This is a genomic window from Pseudonocardia sulfidoxydans NBRC 16205, assembly GCF_007989085.1.
Lineage (GTDB): Bacteria > Actinomycetota > Actinomycetes > Mycobacteriales > Pseudonocardiaceae > Pseudonocardia > Pseudonocardia sulfidoxydans.
Window position 1 is genome coordinate 1 of the sequence record NZ_BJVJ01000106.1, and the last position, 16,225, is coordinate 16,225.

12 protein-coding genes are annotated in these 16,225 nt (G+C 75.1%); 5 read left to right on the forward strand and 7 right to left on the reverse strand.

Going from position 1 to position 16,225, the window contains the following annotated elements:
* Positions 1-28 precede the first annotated feature (28 nt).
* The gene (locus PSU4_RS28375; protein ID WP_147115220.1) at positions 29-709 is read right to left on the reverse strand and encodes an HAD family hydrolase; all 681 of its coding nucleotides are present in this window, start codon (positions 707-709) and stop codon (positions 29-31) included.
* A gap of 242 nt (positions 710-951) precedes the next feature.
* On the opposite strand from PSU4_RS28375, the gene PSU4_RS28380 reads away from it, so the two are divergent.
* Positions 952-2,508, forward strand: coding sequence for a GDSL-type esterase/lipase family protein (locus tag PSU4_RS28380; RefSeq protein WP_147115223.1), 1,557 nt, complete (start codon positions 952-954; stop codon positions 2,506-2,508).
* A gap of 16 nt (positions 2,509-2,524) precedes the next feature.
* On the opposite strand, the gene PSU4_RS28385 is transcribed toward PSU4_RS28380, so the two are convergent.
* Positions 2,525-5,200, reverse strand: coding sequence for a PEP/pyruvate-binding domain-containing protein (locus tag PSU4_RS28385; protein WP_147115226.1), 2,676 nt, complete (start codon positions 5,198-5,200; stop codon positions 2,525-2,527).
* Positions 5,201-5,266: 66 nt separating this feature from the next.
* The gene (locus PSU4_RS28390) at positions 5,267-6,490 is read right to left on the reverse strand and encodes an FAD-dependent monooxygenase (protein ID WP_147115229.1); all 1,224 of its coding nucleotides are present in this window, start codon (positions 6,488-6,490) and stop codon (positions 5,267-5,269) included.
* A 178-nt stretch (positions 6,491-6,668) separates the two neighbouring features.
* On the opposite strand from PSU4_RS28390, the gene PSU4_RS28395 reads away from it, so the two are divergent.
* Complete coding sequence (locus PSU4_RS28395; protein WP_147115232.1) at positions 6,669-7,595, forward strand: TetR/AcrR family transcriptional regulator C-terminal domain-containing protein; 927 nt, start codon at positions 6,669-6,671, stop codon at positions 7,593-7,595.
* 42 nt (positions 7,596-7,637) lie between these two features.
* On the opposite strand, the gene PSU4_RS28400 is transcribed toward PSU4_RS28395, so the two are convergent.
* A complete protein-coding gene (locus PSU4_RS28400) occupies positions 7,638-8,093 on the reverse strand; it encodes a MarR family winged helix-turn-helix transcriptional regulator (RefSeq protein WP_186817235.1) in 456 nt (151 codons plus the stop codon).
* 970 nt (positions 8,094-9,063) lie between these two features.
* Here PSU4_RS28400 and PSU4_RS28405 point away from each other — a divergent pair.
* Positions 9,064-9,726, forward strand: coding sequence for an HAD-IA family hydrolase (locus PSU4_RS28405; RefSeq protein WP_246115402.1), 663 nt, complete (start codon positions 9,064-9,066; stop codon positions 9,724-9,726).
* A 75-nt stretch (positions 9,727-9,801) separates the two neighbouring features.
* Positions 9,802-10,551, forward strand: coding sequence for an SGNH/GDSL hydrolase family protein (locus PSU4_RS28410; RefSeq protein WP_186817236.1), 750 nt, complete (start codon positions 9,802-9,804; stop codon positions 10,549-10,551).
* On the opposite strand, the gene PSU4_RS28415 is transcribed toward PSU4_RS28410, so the two are convergent.
* Together PSU4_RS28415 and PSU4_RS28420 are read right to left on the reverse strand one after the other, a co-directional pair.
* Positions 10,535-11,725, reverse strand: a complete 1,191-nt coding sequence (locus tag PSU4_RS28415) for a reverse transcriptase family protein (protein WP_147115241.1) — start codon at positions 11,723-11,725, stop codon at positions 10,535-10,537. The genes PSU4_RS28410 and PSU4_RS28415 overlap by 17 nt on opposite strands.
* 268 nt (positions 11,726-11,993) lie before the next feature.
* On the reverse strand, positions 11,994-13,304 hold the full coding sequence (locus tag PSU4_RS28420) for a BtrH N-terminal domain-containing protein (RefSeq protein ID WP_246115403.1): 1,311 nt from the start codon (positions 13,302-13,304) through the stop codon (positions 11,994-11,996).
* Positions 13,305-13,639: 335 nt separating this feature from the next.
* On the opposite strand from PSU4_RS28420, the gene PSU4_RS28425 reads away from it, so the two are divergent.
* Positions 13,640-15,436 (forward strand): TerD family protein, encoded by a 1,797-nt coding sequence (locus PSU4_RS28425; protein ID WP_222596427.1) that lies wholly within the window; start codon positions 13,640-13,642, stop codon positions 15,434-15,436.
* Here the strand turns inward: PSU4_RS28425 and PSU4_RS32855 are convergent.
* Positions 15,376-15,768, reverse strand: a complete 393-nt coding sequence (locus PSU4_RS32855) for a 3'-5' exonuclease (protein ID WP_147115244.1) — start codon at positions 15,766-15,768, stop codon at positions 15,376-15,378. The genes PSU4_RS28425 and PSU4_RS32855 overlap by 61 nt on opposite strands.
* Positions 15,769-16,225 lie beyond the last annotated feature (457 nt).

Here is a 16,225-nt window from a genome sequence, read left to right on the forward strand (position 1 = left end):
TATAGCGACTATCGCCACTCACAGGGGCTCAGGACGGCAGGCCGAGCAGCGCGGGAAGGTCGGCGACGGAGTCGACGATCGCGTCGGCACCCGCCGCGCGCAGCGGCGCCGCCCGGTGCGCACCCGACAGCACGCCGACGGTCAGGCCCGCGCCCGCGCGGCGCCCGGCCACCATCGCCGACGTCGCGTCCCCCGCGGTCACGACGTCGGCGGGCTCGGCGTCCAGGCGAGCCGCGGCCGTCAGCAGCATCGCGGGATCGGGCAGGCCGCGGCCGTCGACGTCGGCCGGGCAGACGGTGACGTCGGCGAGCTCGGTCCAGCCCAGGGCGTCGACGATCTCGGCGTGCAGCGACGCCTCGAACCCGCTGGCCAGGCCGACACCGATGCCCGCGTCGCGCAGCAGCGTCATCGTCGTGGTCGCGCCCGGCACCTCGCGCAGCATGCCCTCAGCGAGGCGGACGCGCAGCCGGGCGGTGAACGCGGCGTCGGCGCGCCGGGCCCGGCACATGTCGCCGTCGAGCAGGTCGCCGAACACCGACAGCGACGCACGGTCCATCGTGGCGTCGGCCTGGCGGCGCAACGCCGGGAACCGCGGGCCCGCGCCGGGCACCCGGACCGCACGCAGGCCCGCGAGCACCGCGTCGAGGACGAGCCCGTCGTCGCGCACCGTCGTTCCTGCCAGGTCGAGCAGCGCCAGCCGCAGCGTCACCGGCACCCCTGCGGGCCGTCGAACACCATCAGCGAAGCTCACCGGTCGCCGGTGACCGTTCTCCGATGATCGGGTGTCGGCCGGGTGAACGCCGCGAGACCGCACGGTCGCGGCCCCAGCCTGCGTGCTCCGGGGTGGGTGACGAGGTTCACCCTGCGCGACAAGGGGTGACGGACGGGGGCGACGTCACGCATCCTGGGGTGAGCCGCACGAGCCGACACCGCGGGGAGTCCCGGTCCGAGATGGCGCAGACGACAGAGTCGAGCGAGCAGCGCACGCGTACCGCTGCGACCGCGACCCGTCGCCGGCGGATGCTCCCGGCGCTGTGGCGGGAGCTGCGGTCGTGGCCGACGCTGCTGGTGCTGGCCGTCTGCCTGCTCGGCGGTCTGCCCGCGACGATCGCGCTCACCCCGGCGCAGGACGTCACGGTCCTCGGCCAGCACGTGGAGCTCGGCGCCCGCACGCCGACGCCCTCGGTGTCGGGACCCGCGCAGCTCGTGCAGATCGGCAACACCCGCCTCGACATCGCACCGCTGCAGGTGTGGGGCCCGATGCGCCCGCAGATCACCCTGGGCCCGGTGCAGCGCAACGCGGCGGCCGCGCAGGTGCTTGACCCGGATCGGACCGTCGCCGCCCGCGCGCACGCCGCGGACACCCTGACCTCGGGATTCGTGCGCTGGTACGGCTGGGGCGCGGTGGGGCTGGTCGGGGTGTGCGTGGCGATCTGCGCGGTCGCCGGGTGCGTGCGGACGCTCGCGCTGCTGCGCCGGGAGAGCCGCAGCGCCGACAACGGTCACGTCACCGTCGCCGACCTGTGGCACCGCGGCGCCGGGACCGTCGGCCGCACGACGGTCCTCGCGTTGACGGCGTCGCTGCTGGCCTGGGCGGTGTGCGGGGTGCTCGCCTACTCCGGCGCGACTCGGGGGCTCTCCGACGTCCGGTCGCTCACCCAGCTCGTCGGCTCCTACCACCTGTCGCCGTCGCCGGAGGGGCCGACGGTGTTCGGCTACACCGGCGCGGTCATCGGCGACTCGCGCGCCGCCAGGGTCGGCGGCCCGCCCGTGCCCGACGCGACACCCGAGGACACCGCCTGCGAACGCAGCGCCGACTCGCTGGCCGCCGAGCTGACGCTGGTCACCGGCGCGCCCGTCCGCAACCTCGCGTGCTCGGGCGCGAGCATCTCCCAGGGCCTGCGCGGGCCGCAGGCCCGTGGTGGAGACACGACGGTGCCCGCCCAGGTCGGCCTGCTCAAGCAGATCGCCGGGCTGCAGTACGTGGTCGTCGCGATCGGCCCCAACGACCTGGGCTGGAGCGACTTCCTCGCCTACTGCTACGGCGTCCCCGACTGCGCGGACCGGTTCACCGCGGGCGAGTTCGACTACCGGCTCGCCGCGTTCGACCGCGACTACGGCGACCTCCTGCAGGACCTCACGACCCTGCCGGGGAACCCGCAGATCGTCATCATGACGTCCTACGACGTCTTCGCTCCCGGCCGCGAGCCCGGCGACTGCGCCGACGCCCACGGCCCCGAAGGCGTCCCCGGGCTCGACGCGGCGAAGACCGAGCTGATGCACGAGCGCAACCAGGCGCTCAACGACGTGCTCCGGGCGGGTGCGGCGAAGTACGACCTCACCGTCGTCGAGCCGCCGCTGGCGCCGCTGTGCAGCGCGCCGGCGTCCGACGGGCTGGGCGCCGACCTGCAGGGACTCGGTGACCGGTACCCGTTCCATCCGACGGGCGTCGGGTCGCTGCGGGTGGCGGCGGCGACGGCGCGGCTGCTCGACCACGAGCCGTCCTGACCCCGCCGCGCGTGAGTCAGTCGAGGGGGACAACCGTGCCCGCGGCGCCGTCCACGCGCACGACCTGACCGGTCCGCAGCCGGGTCGTCGCCGCCGCGACCCCGACGACGGCGGGGATGCCGTACTCGCGGGCGACGACGGCACCGTGCGAGTTCGACCCGCCCATCTCCATGACGAGCGCGCCCGCGGTGAGGAACAGCGGCGTCCAGCCGGGATCGGTCGAGGGCACGACGAGCACCTCCCCCGGCGCGACCGCGGCGTCGGCGGGGTCGAGCACCACCCGCACCGGCCCCTCGACGACACCCGCCGACGCCGCGGACCCGGTCAGCGCCCCGTCCCCGGCCGCCTCCACGGGCGGGGCCGCCGCCTCCGGTTCGGTCCCGTCGGCCAGCACGATCCGCGGGACGTGCCGGCGACGCAGCTCACGCTCGTGCTCGTCGCGGCGGCGGGCGACGAGCACCCGCTGGTCGGCACCCGCGACGGCCGCCCCGATCTCGGCGAGGTCGAGCAGCACGACGTCGCCGGCGGACTCGACGAGGCCGCGGCGCGCGAGGTCGGCGCCGACGAGCAGCAGGTTCGCCCGGGCGGCCGCGAGCACGCGCACCAGCAGGTCCTTGTGCTCCTCGCGCAGACCCGCGAGCGCCCGGGCACGGCCCAGGGCCGCCCGGACGAGCACCGCGCGCAGCCGCGACCGGGCCCGGACCCGGTCCACGACGGCCGCCACCGTCTCGTCGGCGGCCCGCGCCCCGCGGGCGAACTGCGCGTCGGGCGCGAGGTCGGGACGCTCGTCGACGGGCAGCCGCAGGTAGCCGGCCAGCACCGCGAGGACGGGCGCCGGGTCGTCGGACCAGCGCGCGACGCCGAGGTCGATCTCCGCCGCGGCGCGGTGGCCGTGGTCGCGCAGGAAGCCCGCGAGCCCCGCCTGCAGGGCCGGGGGCAGCGACCCGGCGTGGAACGCCGCGGCGAGGTCGGCGGGCGCGCGGCCGGCCAGCGCCGCCGCCGACGCCGGGTCGGTCCGCAGCCGCGCCGCGAGCGCCCACAGCCGCAGGTCCATCTCGGTGGTCACGTTGTGCGGCAACGACCGCAGCACCTCGTGGACGTCGGCGGCGGGGAGGTCGGAGCCCGCGAGCAGGCGGGCCGCACCGAGTGCGACGAACCCTCCGCCGGCGACGGGCGCGGTCGTCGGCAGCACCGGGAACACGGCGGCGACGATCTCCGCGGCACGCCGGAGCCGCACGTCCGTCGGCAGGTCGGGCGCGACGACGCACAGCGGTGCGATGCCGGCCCGCACCCGCTCGACGTGGCGCAGGGCGTAGCGCGGCGACACCAGTGCGCCGACCAGCCGCACCGGCACCCGGAACCGGACGGCGATCCGCCCGACTCCCCGCAGGAACGGCAGCCACGAACGTCTGCGCACCGGCCCGTGCAGCACGTGCTGGTCGCCGAGCTGTCCCGCCAGCAGTGCCCGCAGGACGACGGCCGACCGGGCCTCCATCACGTCCAGCACCCGTGGCAGTGCGGCCCGCCCGGGGGCGCTGCGCAGCGGCGTCGTGACGTCGACGAACGGGCGGCCGGCGGCGACCGCGAACCCGCGCGGACCACGTCGCGGGTCGGTCGGCGGTCTGCCCGTCATGGCCCCGACGGCGGTGGCGCCGATGACGCGGGCCGCCGACACCCCGAGCGGGGTCATCGGCCGGACCAGCCCCTGGGCGAGGCTGATGCACAGGTACACGTGCCCCGGCTCGGCCGGCTCGACCAGCGGGAACAGCGTCGTCACCGGGCGGGACTGGGTGAGCGCGACGGTGCCGTCGGCGGCGACGGCCCATTCGACGTCCTGGGGTGCGCCGAAGTGCGCGGCCGCCCGCAGGCCCAGCGCGACGATCTCGGCGACCTGCACGTCGGTGAGGCAACGGCCGCGCCGGCCGACGTGGTCCTCGGTCACGGTGCCGCCGCCCGCGACGGCGCGGACCGCCACGCCCCCGTCGCCGACGCGGTGGTCGAGGACGCGGCCGTCGTGGTCGGCGACGACGTGGTCGGGATCGACCGCCCCGGAGACGACGGACTCGCCGAGCCCGGGCGCGGCGTCGAGGACGGCGTGGCCGCGGTTGCCGGTGAGCGGGTCGGCGGTGAACAGGACGCCCGCGGCGACGGCGTCGACCATGCGTTGCACGACGACCGCGAGGCGCACCGTCGACGGGTCGATCCCGGCGGTCTCCCGGTAGGAGACGGCGCGGTCGGTCCACAGCGACGCCCAGCACCGGCGCACCGCGCCGACGACCTCGTCGGTACCGACGACGTTGAGGTAGGTGTCCTGCTGCCCGGCGAAGCTCGAGTCCGGGAGGTCCTCGGCGGTGGCCGAGGAGCGGACGGCGACCGGCCCCGCGCCGAGCGCGCGGTAGGCGGCGCGGACGGCGTCGGCGACCTCGGCCGGGACGGGCGTGTCCTGCAGCCGCGTGCGCAGGGCCGCCGGGTCCTCGCCGGCCCCGAGGGCCGCCGGGATCCCGGCCGCGTCGGCGGCGAGGGCGTAGGCGGCGGTGGTGACGCAGAAACCGTCGGGTACCGGGAGGCCCGCGGCCACCAGCTCCCCCAGGTTGGCTGCCTTGCCTCCCGCGATCGCCAGGGACCCGCGGCGGAGACCGGCGAGCCCGACGACGAGCGTCCCGGTGGGTGCGGTGACAGCGGCGTCGGTCATGACGGGACGGTAGCGCCGACAGGACATCAACTCAACGCCTGATGAATAAGCTGTGTGACGACTGCATCACCGCAGCTGGGCGGCCGACCGCAGCCCGTCGTAGGCGGGCAGGTCGATGCCGTCGGCGGCCGCGAAGATCCGCGCCGCCAGCAGGCGCAGGGGCCACCGCGTCATCCAGCGCATCGACGCCCGCCCCATCGCGATCCACGCACAGCTCGTCGGCGCGAACCCCCGCGTCCCGCCGGGCGGCAGCTTGCGCATCCGCACCGCATAGGGACGCACGACGCGCTCGTACGCCGCGAATGCCGCCACAGGATCGACCCGGGACACGAGCTCGCCGGCCAGGACGTACGCACCGACCAGCGCGAGGGTCGTACCCATCCCGGTCAGCGGGGACGGACACGCCGCGGCGTCGCCGAGCAGCACGACCCGTCCGCGTGCCCACGAGTCCATGTGGACCTGGCCGATGCCCTCGACGTAGAAGTCGTCGGCGCCGTCCATGGCGTCGAGGATCTCGGGGGTCCGCCATCCGGCGTCGACCAACGCATCGCGCAGCAGCGACTGGGCACGGTCACGCGGCAGCCGGTGCACCGGCTCCGTCGTGTGCGTCGCGAGCAGCGCCTTCGCCTGGCCTGCGACCCGGTCGGGTCGCAGCTCGGCCACCGCGCCGGGGACGTGGTGCACGGTGCACCAACCACCGGCGACCGAGTCGGACACGGCCCGGTCAGGCACGGTGAAGAAGGCCATCGCCATGTTCAGCGGGCGCACGTACTCCGACTCGGGTCCGAACGCCAGTGCCCGTACCCCCGAGTGCAGCCCGTCGGCACCGACGACCAGGGCGAATCTGCGGCGCAGCCCACTGGCGAACCGGACGTCCACACCGTCGCCGTCCTCGTCCAGGCCGACGATCCGGTCGCCGAACAGGTACTCGACGTCGCTGCGGGTCGCGTCGTACAGGACCTCCGCCAGGTCGCCGCGCAGGATCTCGATCTCGGCGACGATCCCCTCGCCCCCGAAGGCCTCGGCCGACATCTCCGCCACCCGGCGGCCCCGCTCGTCGACGTAGGCGAGGCCCCGCTCGTGCACGCGCCGCTCCCGCACCGCGTCGAGCAGCCCCATCCGGTCGACGACGGTGCGGCCGGCGCCGCGCAGGTCGACGGTCTGCCCGCCCGGCCGCAGCGCAGGCGCGCATTCGACGATCGTGACGCGGTACCCGGCGCGGCAGAGCCAGAACGCCAGCGCCGGCCCCGCGATGCTCGCGCCGGAGATCAGGATGTCCTTCTCGTGCACCGTAAGCCTCCTCGTCAGGTGGGCCTCCGCGGCCCTCACGAGGAGCGAACGTACGCCGTACGAGTGCACTGCTCAAGCTGTTCATAATGGAAAACAGCGTCGTACTAGTGCACTATTTCTACGGTGGAGCGCCCACCGGCGCGAACCCTCACCGCACTAGCGCACTCCGGAGGTCGGGATGGCCGCGTCGTCGGCAGGGATCACCGCGCAGCTGCGTGCGCGCATCCGCTCGGGTGAGCTTCCCCCGGGCGCGCGGGTGCCGTCGACGCGTGAGATCGTCCGGCGCCACGGTGTCGCGATGGCGACGGCCACCAAGGTCATCACGGCCCTGCGCCAGGAAGGACTCGTCGTCGCGCGGCCGGGCGTCGGCACCGTCGTCGCCGGCGCCGCCGCCCCCGCCCCGGCCCCCCGGGACACGCCCCGGCCGGGGCGTGGGGCCGACGGCACACTCGACCGCGCGGCCGTCGTCGCCGCCGCGGTCGCCGTGGCCGACACCGAAGGCTTCGACTCGCTGTCGATGCGGCGGGTCGCCGCAACCCTCGGGGTGGCGACGATGTCGCTCTACCACCACGTCGCCGACAAGGACGACCTCGTCGTCGGCATGCTCGACGCGGCCCTCGGCGAGATCGAGATCCCCTCGACGGTGCCCCGGGACCTGCGCGCGGGACTGGAGACGGGGGCGCGGCTGATGTGGTCGACGTTCCGCCGCCACCCCTGGGCCGCGCCGGCGATGTCATTGACCCGGCCGCAGGCGATCCCGAGCGGGCTGCGCTACACGGAGTGGATGCTCGGCGTCCTCGACGGCCGCGGCCTCGACCACCACACCGCGTTCACCGCGCACCTGACGGTGTTCAACTACGCCCGCGGAACCGCGGTCAACCTCGAGCCGGAACGCACCGCGCAGGCCGAGACCGGTCTCGACAGCGACGCATGGATGGAGGCCAATGTGGACTCGTTGCACGCCTTGCTGGGGCGGGGCGATTTCCCGCTGTTCACGCGGATGCTCGCCGACGACTACGACCTCGACCTCGACGCGCTGTTCGAGTTCGGCCTGCAACCGCTGCTCGACGGGCTGGTGGCGCGCCTGGAGCGCCGCACGTCCTGACGGGCACACCGACCGGGGCGCGGCAGGCGGCCCCGGCCGGGATCAGCGGTCGCGGACCGGCGCCGCGCGGCGCCGCTTGCCCTCGTCGGAGTCGAGCTGCTGCTGGACCGAACGCAGCGAGTTGCCCAGGCGGCGCATCGAGTCGGGGCTCAGCGAGCCGACGACGAAGGCCTCCTCGGCCCCGAAGCGCGGGAACAGCTTGTCGATGAGCGCCCCGCCCTCGGGGGTGAGCTCCACCAGCACCAGCCGGCCCTCGGACTCGTGGCCGCGGCGCGTGAGCAGACCGCGGCGCTCGAGCGTGGCCAGCACGCCGCTGAGCGTGCTGCGGTTGACCCCGACCTCCTCGGCCAGGTACCGCGTCTGCATCTCGCCGAAGAGCCAGAGGACCCACAGGACGAGGAATCCCGTCCAGGTCAGCTCGCTGTCCTTGAGGACGCCCTGTTCGAGGTGGTGCCTGATGCGCATCGCGACGCGCTGGATCGACGCGATCGTCGTCATCGCCGCGACCGTCTCGGGAGAGGTCTCGCGCTCGGTGAGGATGTCGGCCGCCGACCTGTCGGCAGGGGGCTCCCCCGCGAGCGCAGGACCCGTCCTGGAATCCGACCCGGGCCTCGCCCGCCGTGGAGAAGAACTGCCCGCCATGCCCCGGATAATAACCACGAATCGTGTGGGTACGGTCGACCCGCCCCGCAAGCACACCCGTTTCGTGACGCACGGCTCAGGACGTGGGACCCTGTTCCCGGAGCGTGGCACGAATCGAGGACCGACAGAACTGCCGAGGAATGGACTGGACGGTCGTCCAGCTATTGTGTGCCCATTCCCCGGTGATCGTGACGGCCAGTGAGGGCACACTCACGCAAGGCACGATCGTGCGCAACTCGCCAACCCTCGACCACAGCCCGTCACCGACACGATCGGCTGCCGGCCGTCCGACGTCGCGGCGGGAGCGACGACCGACGGAGGACGACCGGCGCCGCGGTCCGGCCGTCGCCCCCGCCCACGGCGTGAACACGGCAACTGCGGCGGACACGACGTGGGGCCGTCCGGACGCCCGGTGCACCCGAACGGTCCAGCCCGTCCGGCGAGGACCCCGCCGGCACGCCGCAAACGTCCGGGTCGTACCGTCCCGTCGCGCTACGCAATCGTTCGTGCATACGGTCCGGCAGCGCCGCCCGGGCCCGGAACGCCGCCGCACCCTCCGATTCCGCGCCACGTGACCTCACCCGATCACGCCCCGACCGACGGTCGGGGAATCGCCCCGCCGCCCCGAGGTGGTCCCGATCGGTGACCGACCATTCACAATTCGACGCGATTCCGGGCCCTCATCCTGAGAATTTGATTAACGGCGTCCGTGTGCGGGTGCGCAACCATTGAGCCGCTGCGTGATCTCGCCGAGGCGCAGATAGCGCGACCCCGTGGACCACGGTCCCGCACCTGCGTCGCGGCGGCAAGGTCGTAGCCTTCCGCCGTGCCGATCACGCTCGACGTCCTGCCCCACCGCACGTTCGCCGCCGTACTGTTCGACATGGACGGCACCCTCGTCGACTCCACCCCCGCCGTCGTCCGGTGCTGGGCCCGGTGGGCCGACGAGCACCACGTCCCCGTCGCAGCGCTCGCGCACACACACGGCCGGCCCGCGGCCGAGATCGTCGCCGACGTCCTGCCCGCCGAGCAGGTGCCCACCGCGCTCGCCCGGATCATCGCGCTCGAACTGGCCGACACCGACGGCATCGTCCCCCTGCCCGGTGCCCTCGACGCCCTGCGCGCCACCGCCCCCGCCGCGATCGTCACCTCCTGCACCCGCGACCTCGCGCTGGCCCGCATCGCCGCCGCCGGCCTGCCCGTACCCGCCGTACTTGTCACCGCCGACGACGTCCGCGCCGGCAAGCCCGACCCCGAGCCCTTCCTCCTCGCCGCCGACCGCCTCGGCGTGGACCCCGGCCGCTGCCTCGTCGTCGAGGACGCCCCGGCCGGGCTCGCCGCCGGCCGCGCGGCGGGGGCGACGACGCTCGCCGTCGCCGGTACCCAGGACCTCGCCGGACTCGTCGCCGACGCCCACGCCCCCGACCTCTCCCACGTCCACTTCGTGCGGTCCCCCACCGGAATCCGGGTCGAACCCGCCCGTCGCTGACCCTCGGACCGGACGCGACGCGGAGATCATCCGCAGGTCAGACCGTGGTACCGGTGTCGGGGTCGCACCGGCGACATGGTGGGATCGACCGCGATGCTCCCCAAGCTCCGGCCCGGCCCCGCGGTCGTCGGGGCGACCGCGCTGGCCTCGTCGGCGGTCGCCGTCGGCGGCCTCATCGTGGCCGCGTCGTTCTCCTCCCCCGCCCCGCCCGCGCAGCTGCCGCCGGCCGCGGCCGTCGTCTCCACCGCACCGTCCACCTCGGTGCCGGAGCCCACCACGTCGGCACCGGCGTCGACCACCACCGCCGCGCCCACCACGGAGAACGCCCCCGACCGCCGCCGCGCCACCGGCCCGATCCTCGTCGTCGGCGACTCCATCTCCCTGGGCAGCACCGCCGCGATCAGGGCCGCGCTCGGCCCCGACACCACCGTCGACGCCGAGGTGGGAAGGCAGTTCTCCACCGCCCCCGCCAAGGTCCGGGCATGGGCGGCCCGCAACCCCGGCCCGATCGTCGTCGACCTCGGCGCCAACGGCACCGTCTCCGCCGCCGACGTCGACGCCGTCCTCACCGCGGCGGGCGACCGGCCCGTCGTGCTCGTCGGCACCTTCGTCCCGCGGTCCTGGCAGAGCTCCAACAATGCGACCCTCACCGCGGCCGCCGCGCGGCACGGCTCCAACGTCGTGTTCCTCGACTGGGCCGCCACCGTCCGCGCCGCCGGCGCCGGCGTCCTCGGCGCCGACGGGATCCACCCCACCCCGGCGGGCCGGACGGTCCTGGCGACGGCGATCCGCGAGGCGCTGTCGCGCGCTACCCGTTCCAGCTGATGGCGTCGAACAACGCTGTCAGCCGGGCCGCCCGCGTCGGGTGCCCGGTCGCGACCCAGCCGATGCGGCCCAGCAGGTGCGCCCGGAAGTCCGGGTGCCCGTCGCGGTTCTGCGCGGCCGGGCCGGTCCGCGCGCAGTTGTGCAGCAGGGCCCGCAGCGCGTCGTACTCGCGGCGCGGCACCGCCGGCGACGCGTTGACCACCAGCCCGACCACCCGCTGGCGGTGGTGCGCCGGCATGACCCGCGTCTTCGACGCGCGGACCGCGAACCCCTCGTCGGCCGCGACGCCGCGCGCGCGGCGAAGCAGCCCCTGTACGGGCAGCGCGCCGTCGCCGGAGAACACCAGGTCGTCGGCGTAGCGCCCGTAGCGGGCGCCGACCGCCGCGGCCAGCGCGCTCAGCCGGCGGTCGAGCCCGTGCGCGAGAACGTTCGCGACCGCAGGTGAGGTCGGCGCACCCTGCGGCAGGTGCGGGGCGCGCAACCGCTCGACGGCCGTGCCGGCGGGCGCCGCGCGCAGTACGCCCGGCGGCGTCGACGTCACGAGCAGGCCCGCGAGCAGCCGCGCCACCGCGGCCGGGTAGCCGGCCGTGGCGAGTAGCCCGGCGATCCGGGCCGGGCCGATCCGGGTGAAGAAGCCCTCGACGTCGAGGCGCAGCACCATCTCCCGGCCGGCGTGGACGCGGGCGAGCGTGAGCGGTGACCGGCCGGCGACGAAGCCGTGCGCGGCGTCGTGCACCGGGATGTGCGCGAGGACCTTGCGACCGACGCGGCGCTGCAGCTCCGCCAGCCGCGGCTTCGGCGACTCGATCAACCGGCGCTCGTGCCAGCGTCGCCGGTAGTGGGCGCGCGCGTCGTCGCCGAGCCGACCCCGGACGTCGGCGAACCAGTCGAGCTCCCCGTCGCGCAGGTCCAGCCCGGCCGCGAGCGCGTCGACGTCCTCCCACCGCTCCACCGGCCAGCGCCACCGCGGCGGTGGGAGCGGATCGAGCACGATCCGCCGCCCCAGGCACCGCGTGATCCCGGCCAGGATCGCGGCATGGGTGTCGCGGGGCGGCTGCGGCCAGAGCTCGACGAGTCGCCGCGCGACCTCGGGCGTCACCGCCGCGGCGAGGGCCTCCTCCCGCCACGGCACCCGCAGGACCGCAGCGAGGACCACCTCCGGGTCGGGCCTCATCGCTGCGCTCCGGAGGTGATGATGCGGCAGGGCGCGGTCGACCTGTGTTCCTGTCCGCCGCGCGCAGACTCACGCGCGAGCAGTGACCACGCGCGCGGGACGCCGTGCCCCGCTGAACCGGTGCACCCCGGGGTTGCCCCGGGGCCGCGATCCGAGCCGCGACGGCCGCAGCCGCCGCGCCGGGCCGCCGACTCGTCCGCACCCTGCCGCATCACGATCACCGTAGCGGGACCGCCCGACATTCGGCTCCGAACGTCGGCCGCGTGCGTCAGTCCGAGAGCACCCGCAGCGCGTCCACCGCAGCGCGTTCGGCGGCGTGCACCCTGCTCAGGGTGTCCGCCAGCGCCGCGAACAGGTCGGTCCGCTCCGCCGCGCCCAACGGCGGCTCCGCGCTCAGCTCCGCGCGCAACGCCCACAACCGGGCGGCGTCCCTCGCGGCGTCGGCACGTCCCGCGTCGCCGTCCGCGGTGATCGACTCCTGGACCGCGACGGTCAGCTCCCGCAGCGTCGCGAACGCGGGGACATCGATCGGCAACGCCGTCTCGGCGACCTCGTGCCACGCCGCGGCCGCCTCCCGCCACGCGGCGGCCGCACCGTCGAGCGACGTGTCGAGAACGGGGCCCGCCTGGTCGAGCATGTCCGCGGTGAGATCGCGCAGGTGCCCACCCGTCATCCCGGCCGGGGAGGCACCCTCCCAGACCGACGCCAGCGCGTCGACCAGGCCCCTGCCGTCGGCGAACACCCGCGGCCAGCCCTTCTCCGCCCGCGCGTCGGTCATCAGACGGGCCCACTTCCGCCACACGGGCAGCGCGAACGAGGTCGACGTCCCGCCCAGCCGCGCGACACAGTCACCGATCCCCGACCGCAGGGCCTCCTGCAGCCGCGGCACCGGCACGTCGCCCGTCGGCTCCGGCGCGACCAGCAGGTTGCGGTAGGACCCGACACGGGCCCGGGCCGCGTCGAGCTGGTCCACCGGCACCGACAGCCGCGCGAGGGTGCGGTCGTCGACGAGATGGTCGTCGCCCGACCGGCCGTGGACGACGACCGGGTGGCCGCCCATGCCGTCCAGGGACGACGGCAGATGCCGGTACCCGAGCCCGGCCCGGTCCGGCCACACCAGCGCCGGCAGCCCGTCGGCGACGCACTCCGCGAGCGCGCGGGCCGCCCCGACCCGGCCCGCCGTGCGGTGCACCCGCGCCGGCACCCCGAGCCGGTCGAGGCAGCCGAGCACCGCCCGGTCGTGGTACTGCCACTGCGAGGAGAAGCCCAGCACCACCGGCCTGCTGTCGTCGTGGGCGAACTCCCACAGGATGTAGCCCGCACCCGGCCCGCCCGCGGCGCCGAACACGAGCGCCTCGGTCAGCTCCGCCCCACCGGCCCCGACCCCGTGGTGGGCCAGCACGTCGGCCACGCACGCCGACTCCGGGTGCACACCCCCGCGCAATCGGTATCCCTGCCCGTCGTCGACGCGTGCTGCCGGCGCCGGGCCGGCCACGTGGCGCAGAGCGGTGCTGTAGCTCTCCCCGGTGCGCGCCATCCGTGCCCGGACGCGAACCTTGAGCTGCTTACGACTGGTCATGACCGCGCTTCCCCGGCCCGTCGGCGATCACGTCACCACGCCCGTGCACCGCCGCGGCCGGATTCAGCAGTCGAACGCCGGTCACAGCCGACCGAGGCTCTCGAGGTCCCCTGCGCCTCCGCGGCGCCGGGTGGCGTGGGCACCCGGTCTGGAGGTCCGGCGCGGTCGTCGCCGTCGGCGGATTCTGCCACGACGCCCGCTTCCGCTTCCACCCCGGCGCCCGACCCAGGAGGGTGCCGTAACGGATCAACCGCGCAGAGCGACCGTTCAGACGGAGATCGTTCCGCCCGCTCCCCGCCCGCTCCCCCGGCTGCTCGACGTGCGAAGGACCCCACGTGACCACCGCCCAGATCGACCGACTCCTCGACGCCGACCACGCATGGGCCGTCGTGGACGTGGAGACGACCGGCCTCCACCCCGGCAGCAGCCGCGTGCTGAGCGTCGCCGCCATGGCACTCGACGCCGCCGGGCGCCCCGCCGGGCCCCGCTTCGCCTCGCTCGTCGACCCCGGCTGCGACCCGGGCCCCGTACACGTCCACGGCCTCACCCCGGAGCGGCTCGCCGGATCACCACCGTTCGAGCGCATCGCCCCACAGCTGCTCGAGGTCCTCGAAGGCCGGATCCTGGTCGCGCACAACGCCGCGTTCGACCACGGCTTCCTCGCCGCCGAGTCCGCCCGGGCCGGGATCAAGCTGCCCGTCCAGCGCCGCATGTGCACACTCGCCCTGAGCCGCCGCCTCGGCATCGACGTGCCCAACCACAAGCTCGCGACGCTCGCCCAGTACTGGGGTGTGCCGCAGCAGCGGGCCCACGACGCCGAGGACGACACCGCGGTGCTCTCACGCGTCCTCACCCACAGCCTGCTGCTCGCCGCCCGGCTCGACATGCCGCTGCCACTGATCGACGTCGACGCCAAGACCGGACCCGCCGCCTACCCCGCGCGGATCGCGACCGTGCCGTGCCCGTGGCGCCACCCCGGCCGGTTCGTCGCCGGAGAACCCCTCGTGCAGGGCATGCGGCTGGCCATCACCGGCCCGACCGTCGAGCCGCGGCCGCGCCTCGCCGAACGACTCACCCGCGCCGGGCTCGACGTCCGCGACTCCGTCAGCCGGCTGACCAGCGTCGTCGTGTCCAACCGGGCCGCATCCGACACCCGCAAGGCGACCCGCGCGCGTGCCGAAGGAATCGAGATCATCGACGAGGCCACCCTGCTGCGGCTCCTCGACGACGTCCGCCCCGGCTCCCCCGTCGCCGCGCCACCCGCCGGGACTCCTCGCCCCCGCCGGGCCGCCGTCCCCCGCGGGCCGCTGCACGGGCGCCGCGTCCTCGTCCTCGGCGGCACCCACCTGCAGGCCGCCGCGGTCCGCACCGAGGTCTCCGCCCGCGGCGGCGGCGCCGCGGTGAACTTCACCGCCGCCGTCACCGACGTCATCCTCATGGCCGGCGCCGAGACCGACCGGCGGCTGCCCCGCATCCGCGAGGCCGAGCTGCCCGTGCACCGCGGCGAGGTCGCGCTGGGCATCACCCTGCCCGCGCCCACGCCCGAGGACCTCGCCGAACCCACCTACGTCGGACGGCACCGCAGCGACACCCCCGGCGCCGGGGTGCCGGTGCTGACCCGCGGCGCGGTCATCGACCTGCCCGAGGAGAACGTCTGGACCGTCAACGTGGCCTGGCGAGCCGACGCCCTCGCCACCGGCACGGACGTCGACGTCGTCGCGTTCCTCGTCGACGCCGACGACCGGGTCGTCGCCGACGAGGACTTCGTCTTCTACAACGCCCCCCTCAGCGAGCACGGCACCGTCGCGCTCTCCGCCGACGGCGACAGCGAACAGAGCGTCCGCATCGACCTGGGGCTCGTCTCCGAGGAGCACACCAAGATCGTCGTCGCGGCCGCGCTCGACGGCGACGCCACCTTCGGCGACCTGGGCGCCGTCACCCTCAGCGTCGACGGCGACACCGCCACCGCGGCCACCGCCACACTCGACGCCGCGACCAGCGAACGCACCATGCTCCTCGCGGAGATGTACCGCCGCAACGGGATCTGGCGCGTCCGGGCCATGGGCCAGGGCTACGACGACGGCCTCGCCGAGCTCGCCGCCCGCCACGGTGTGGTCGTCGACGACGACTGATCGGCGTCGATCGCCACGGGCATGGCAGCGGGCAGGAACGGGCTGGGCACACCCGACCACGTCACGACGAGCTCGTCGCGCGCACGGCTGCACGCCACGTAGAACAACGAACGCTCGCGGCCTGCGAGCGCCGGTGCCTCGGACTCGGGCTGGGTCTCGAACATCCAGTCGAGCGGCACCACGCCCGCCTCCGCACCGACGATGACGACGCGCGAGAACTCGGTGCCCTTCGCCCGGTGTGCGCCGGGCGAGGACGGCGATGGACGCCGCCGGGACGCCGGCGCCGAGCCAGCCGTGCGCCGAGTCCCCGACGAAGCGCATCTCCGCGACACCGGCGAATCCGTGTGTCGTGGGGACGGGTCCGGAGAACGTCGACCGGTACCCCGCGAGTTCGACGTTACCTATGGCCGTGCTGCCACTCTCCCTGCTCAGGGCCACACCAGATGCGGCCGGGGTCAGCTCGACGTGATCATGACCATTCGTGGCCTGGACCTCGACATGAATGTCCCCGCTGAACAACTCGGCCGGTTGCCCGGCTTCCGGCATCGGGTGCGGGCTGCAATGCTGCCTGCGATGGTCGATGTGGGCGCACGCTGTTCGCTCGCGCGGGGCAGAAAGTGTGACCTGCACTCGGCGCAACAGGTCCTGGGTCAGCCGGCCGGCGCAGGCGCCTGCGCGGACTCGGGCGTGCGACGACGACCGCTGTGTGGCGGCACCAACTGCCGATGCTGTGCATCCGTCGAGGTCGGCGGGTCGAGGTTGGTGAGTTGGATCGTGTGTCGGGGTCGG

What these genes read in the sequence shown, in the direction of transcription:
- PSU4_RS28380 (WP_147115223.1), top strand. Translation starts at nt 952, where the DNA reads ATGGCGCAGACGACAGAGTCGAGCGAGCAGCGCACGCGTACCGCTGCG.
- PSU4_RS28385 (WP_147115226.1), bottom strand. Translation starts at nt 5,200, where the DNA reads ATGACCGACGCCGCTGTCACCGCACCCACCGGGACGCTCGTCGTCGGG.
- PSU4_RS28395 (WP_147115232.1), top strand. Translation starts at nt 6,669, where the DNA reads ATGGCCGCGTCGTCGGCAGGGATCACCGCGCAGCTGCGTGCGCGCATC.
- PSU4_RS28400 (WP_186817235.1), bottom strand. Translation starts at nt 8,093, where the DNA reads ATGACGACGATCGCGTCGATCCAGCGCGTCGCGATGCGCATCAGGCAC.
- PSU4_RS28410 (WP_186817236.1), top strand. Translation starts at nt 9,802, where the DNA reads ATGGTGGGATCGACCGCGATGCTCCCCAAGCTCCGGCCCGGCCCCGCG.
- PSU4_RS28415 (WP_147115241.1), bottom strand. Translation starts at nt 11,725, where the DNA reads ATGAGGCCCGACCCGGAGGTGGTCCTCGCTGCGGTCCTGCGGGTGCCG.
- PSU4_RS28420 (WP_246115403.1), bottom strand. Translation starts at nt 13,304, where the DNA reads ATGACCAGTCGTAAGCAGCTCAAGGTTCGCGTCCGGGCACGGATGGCG.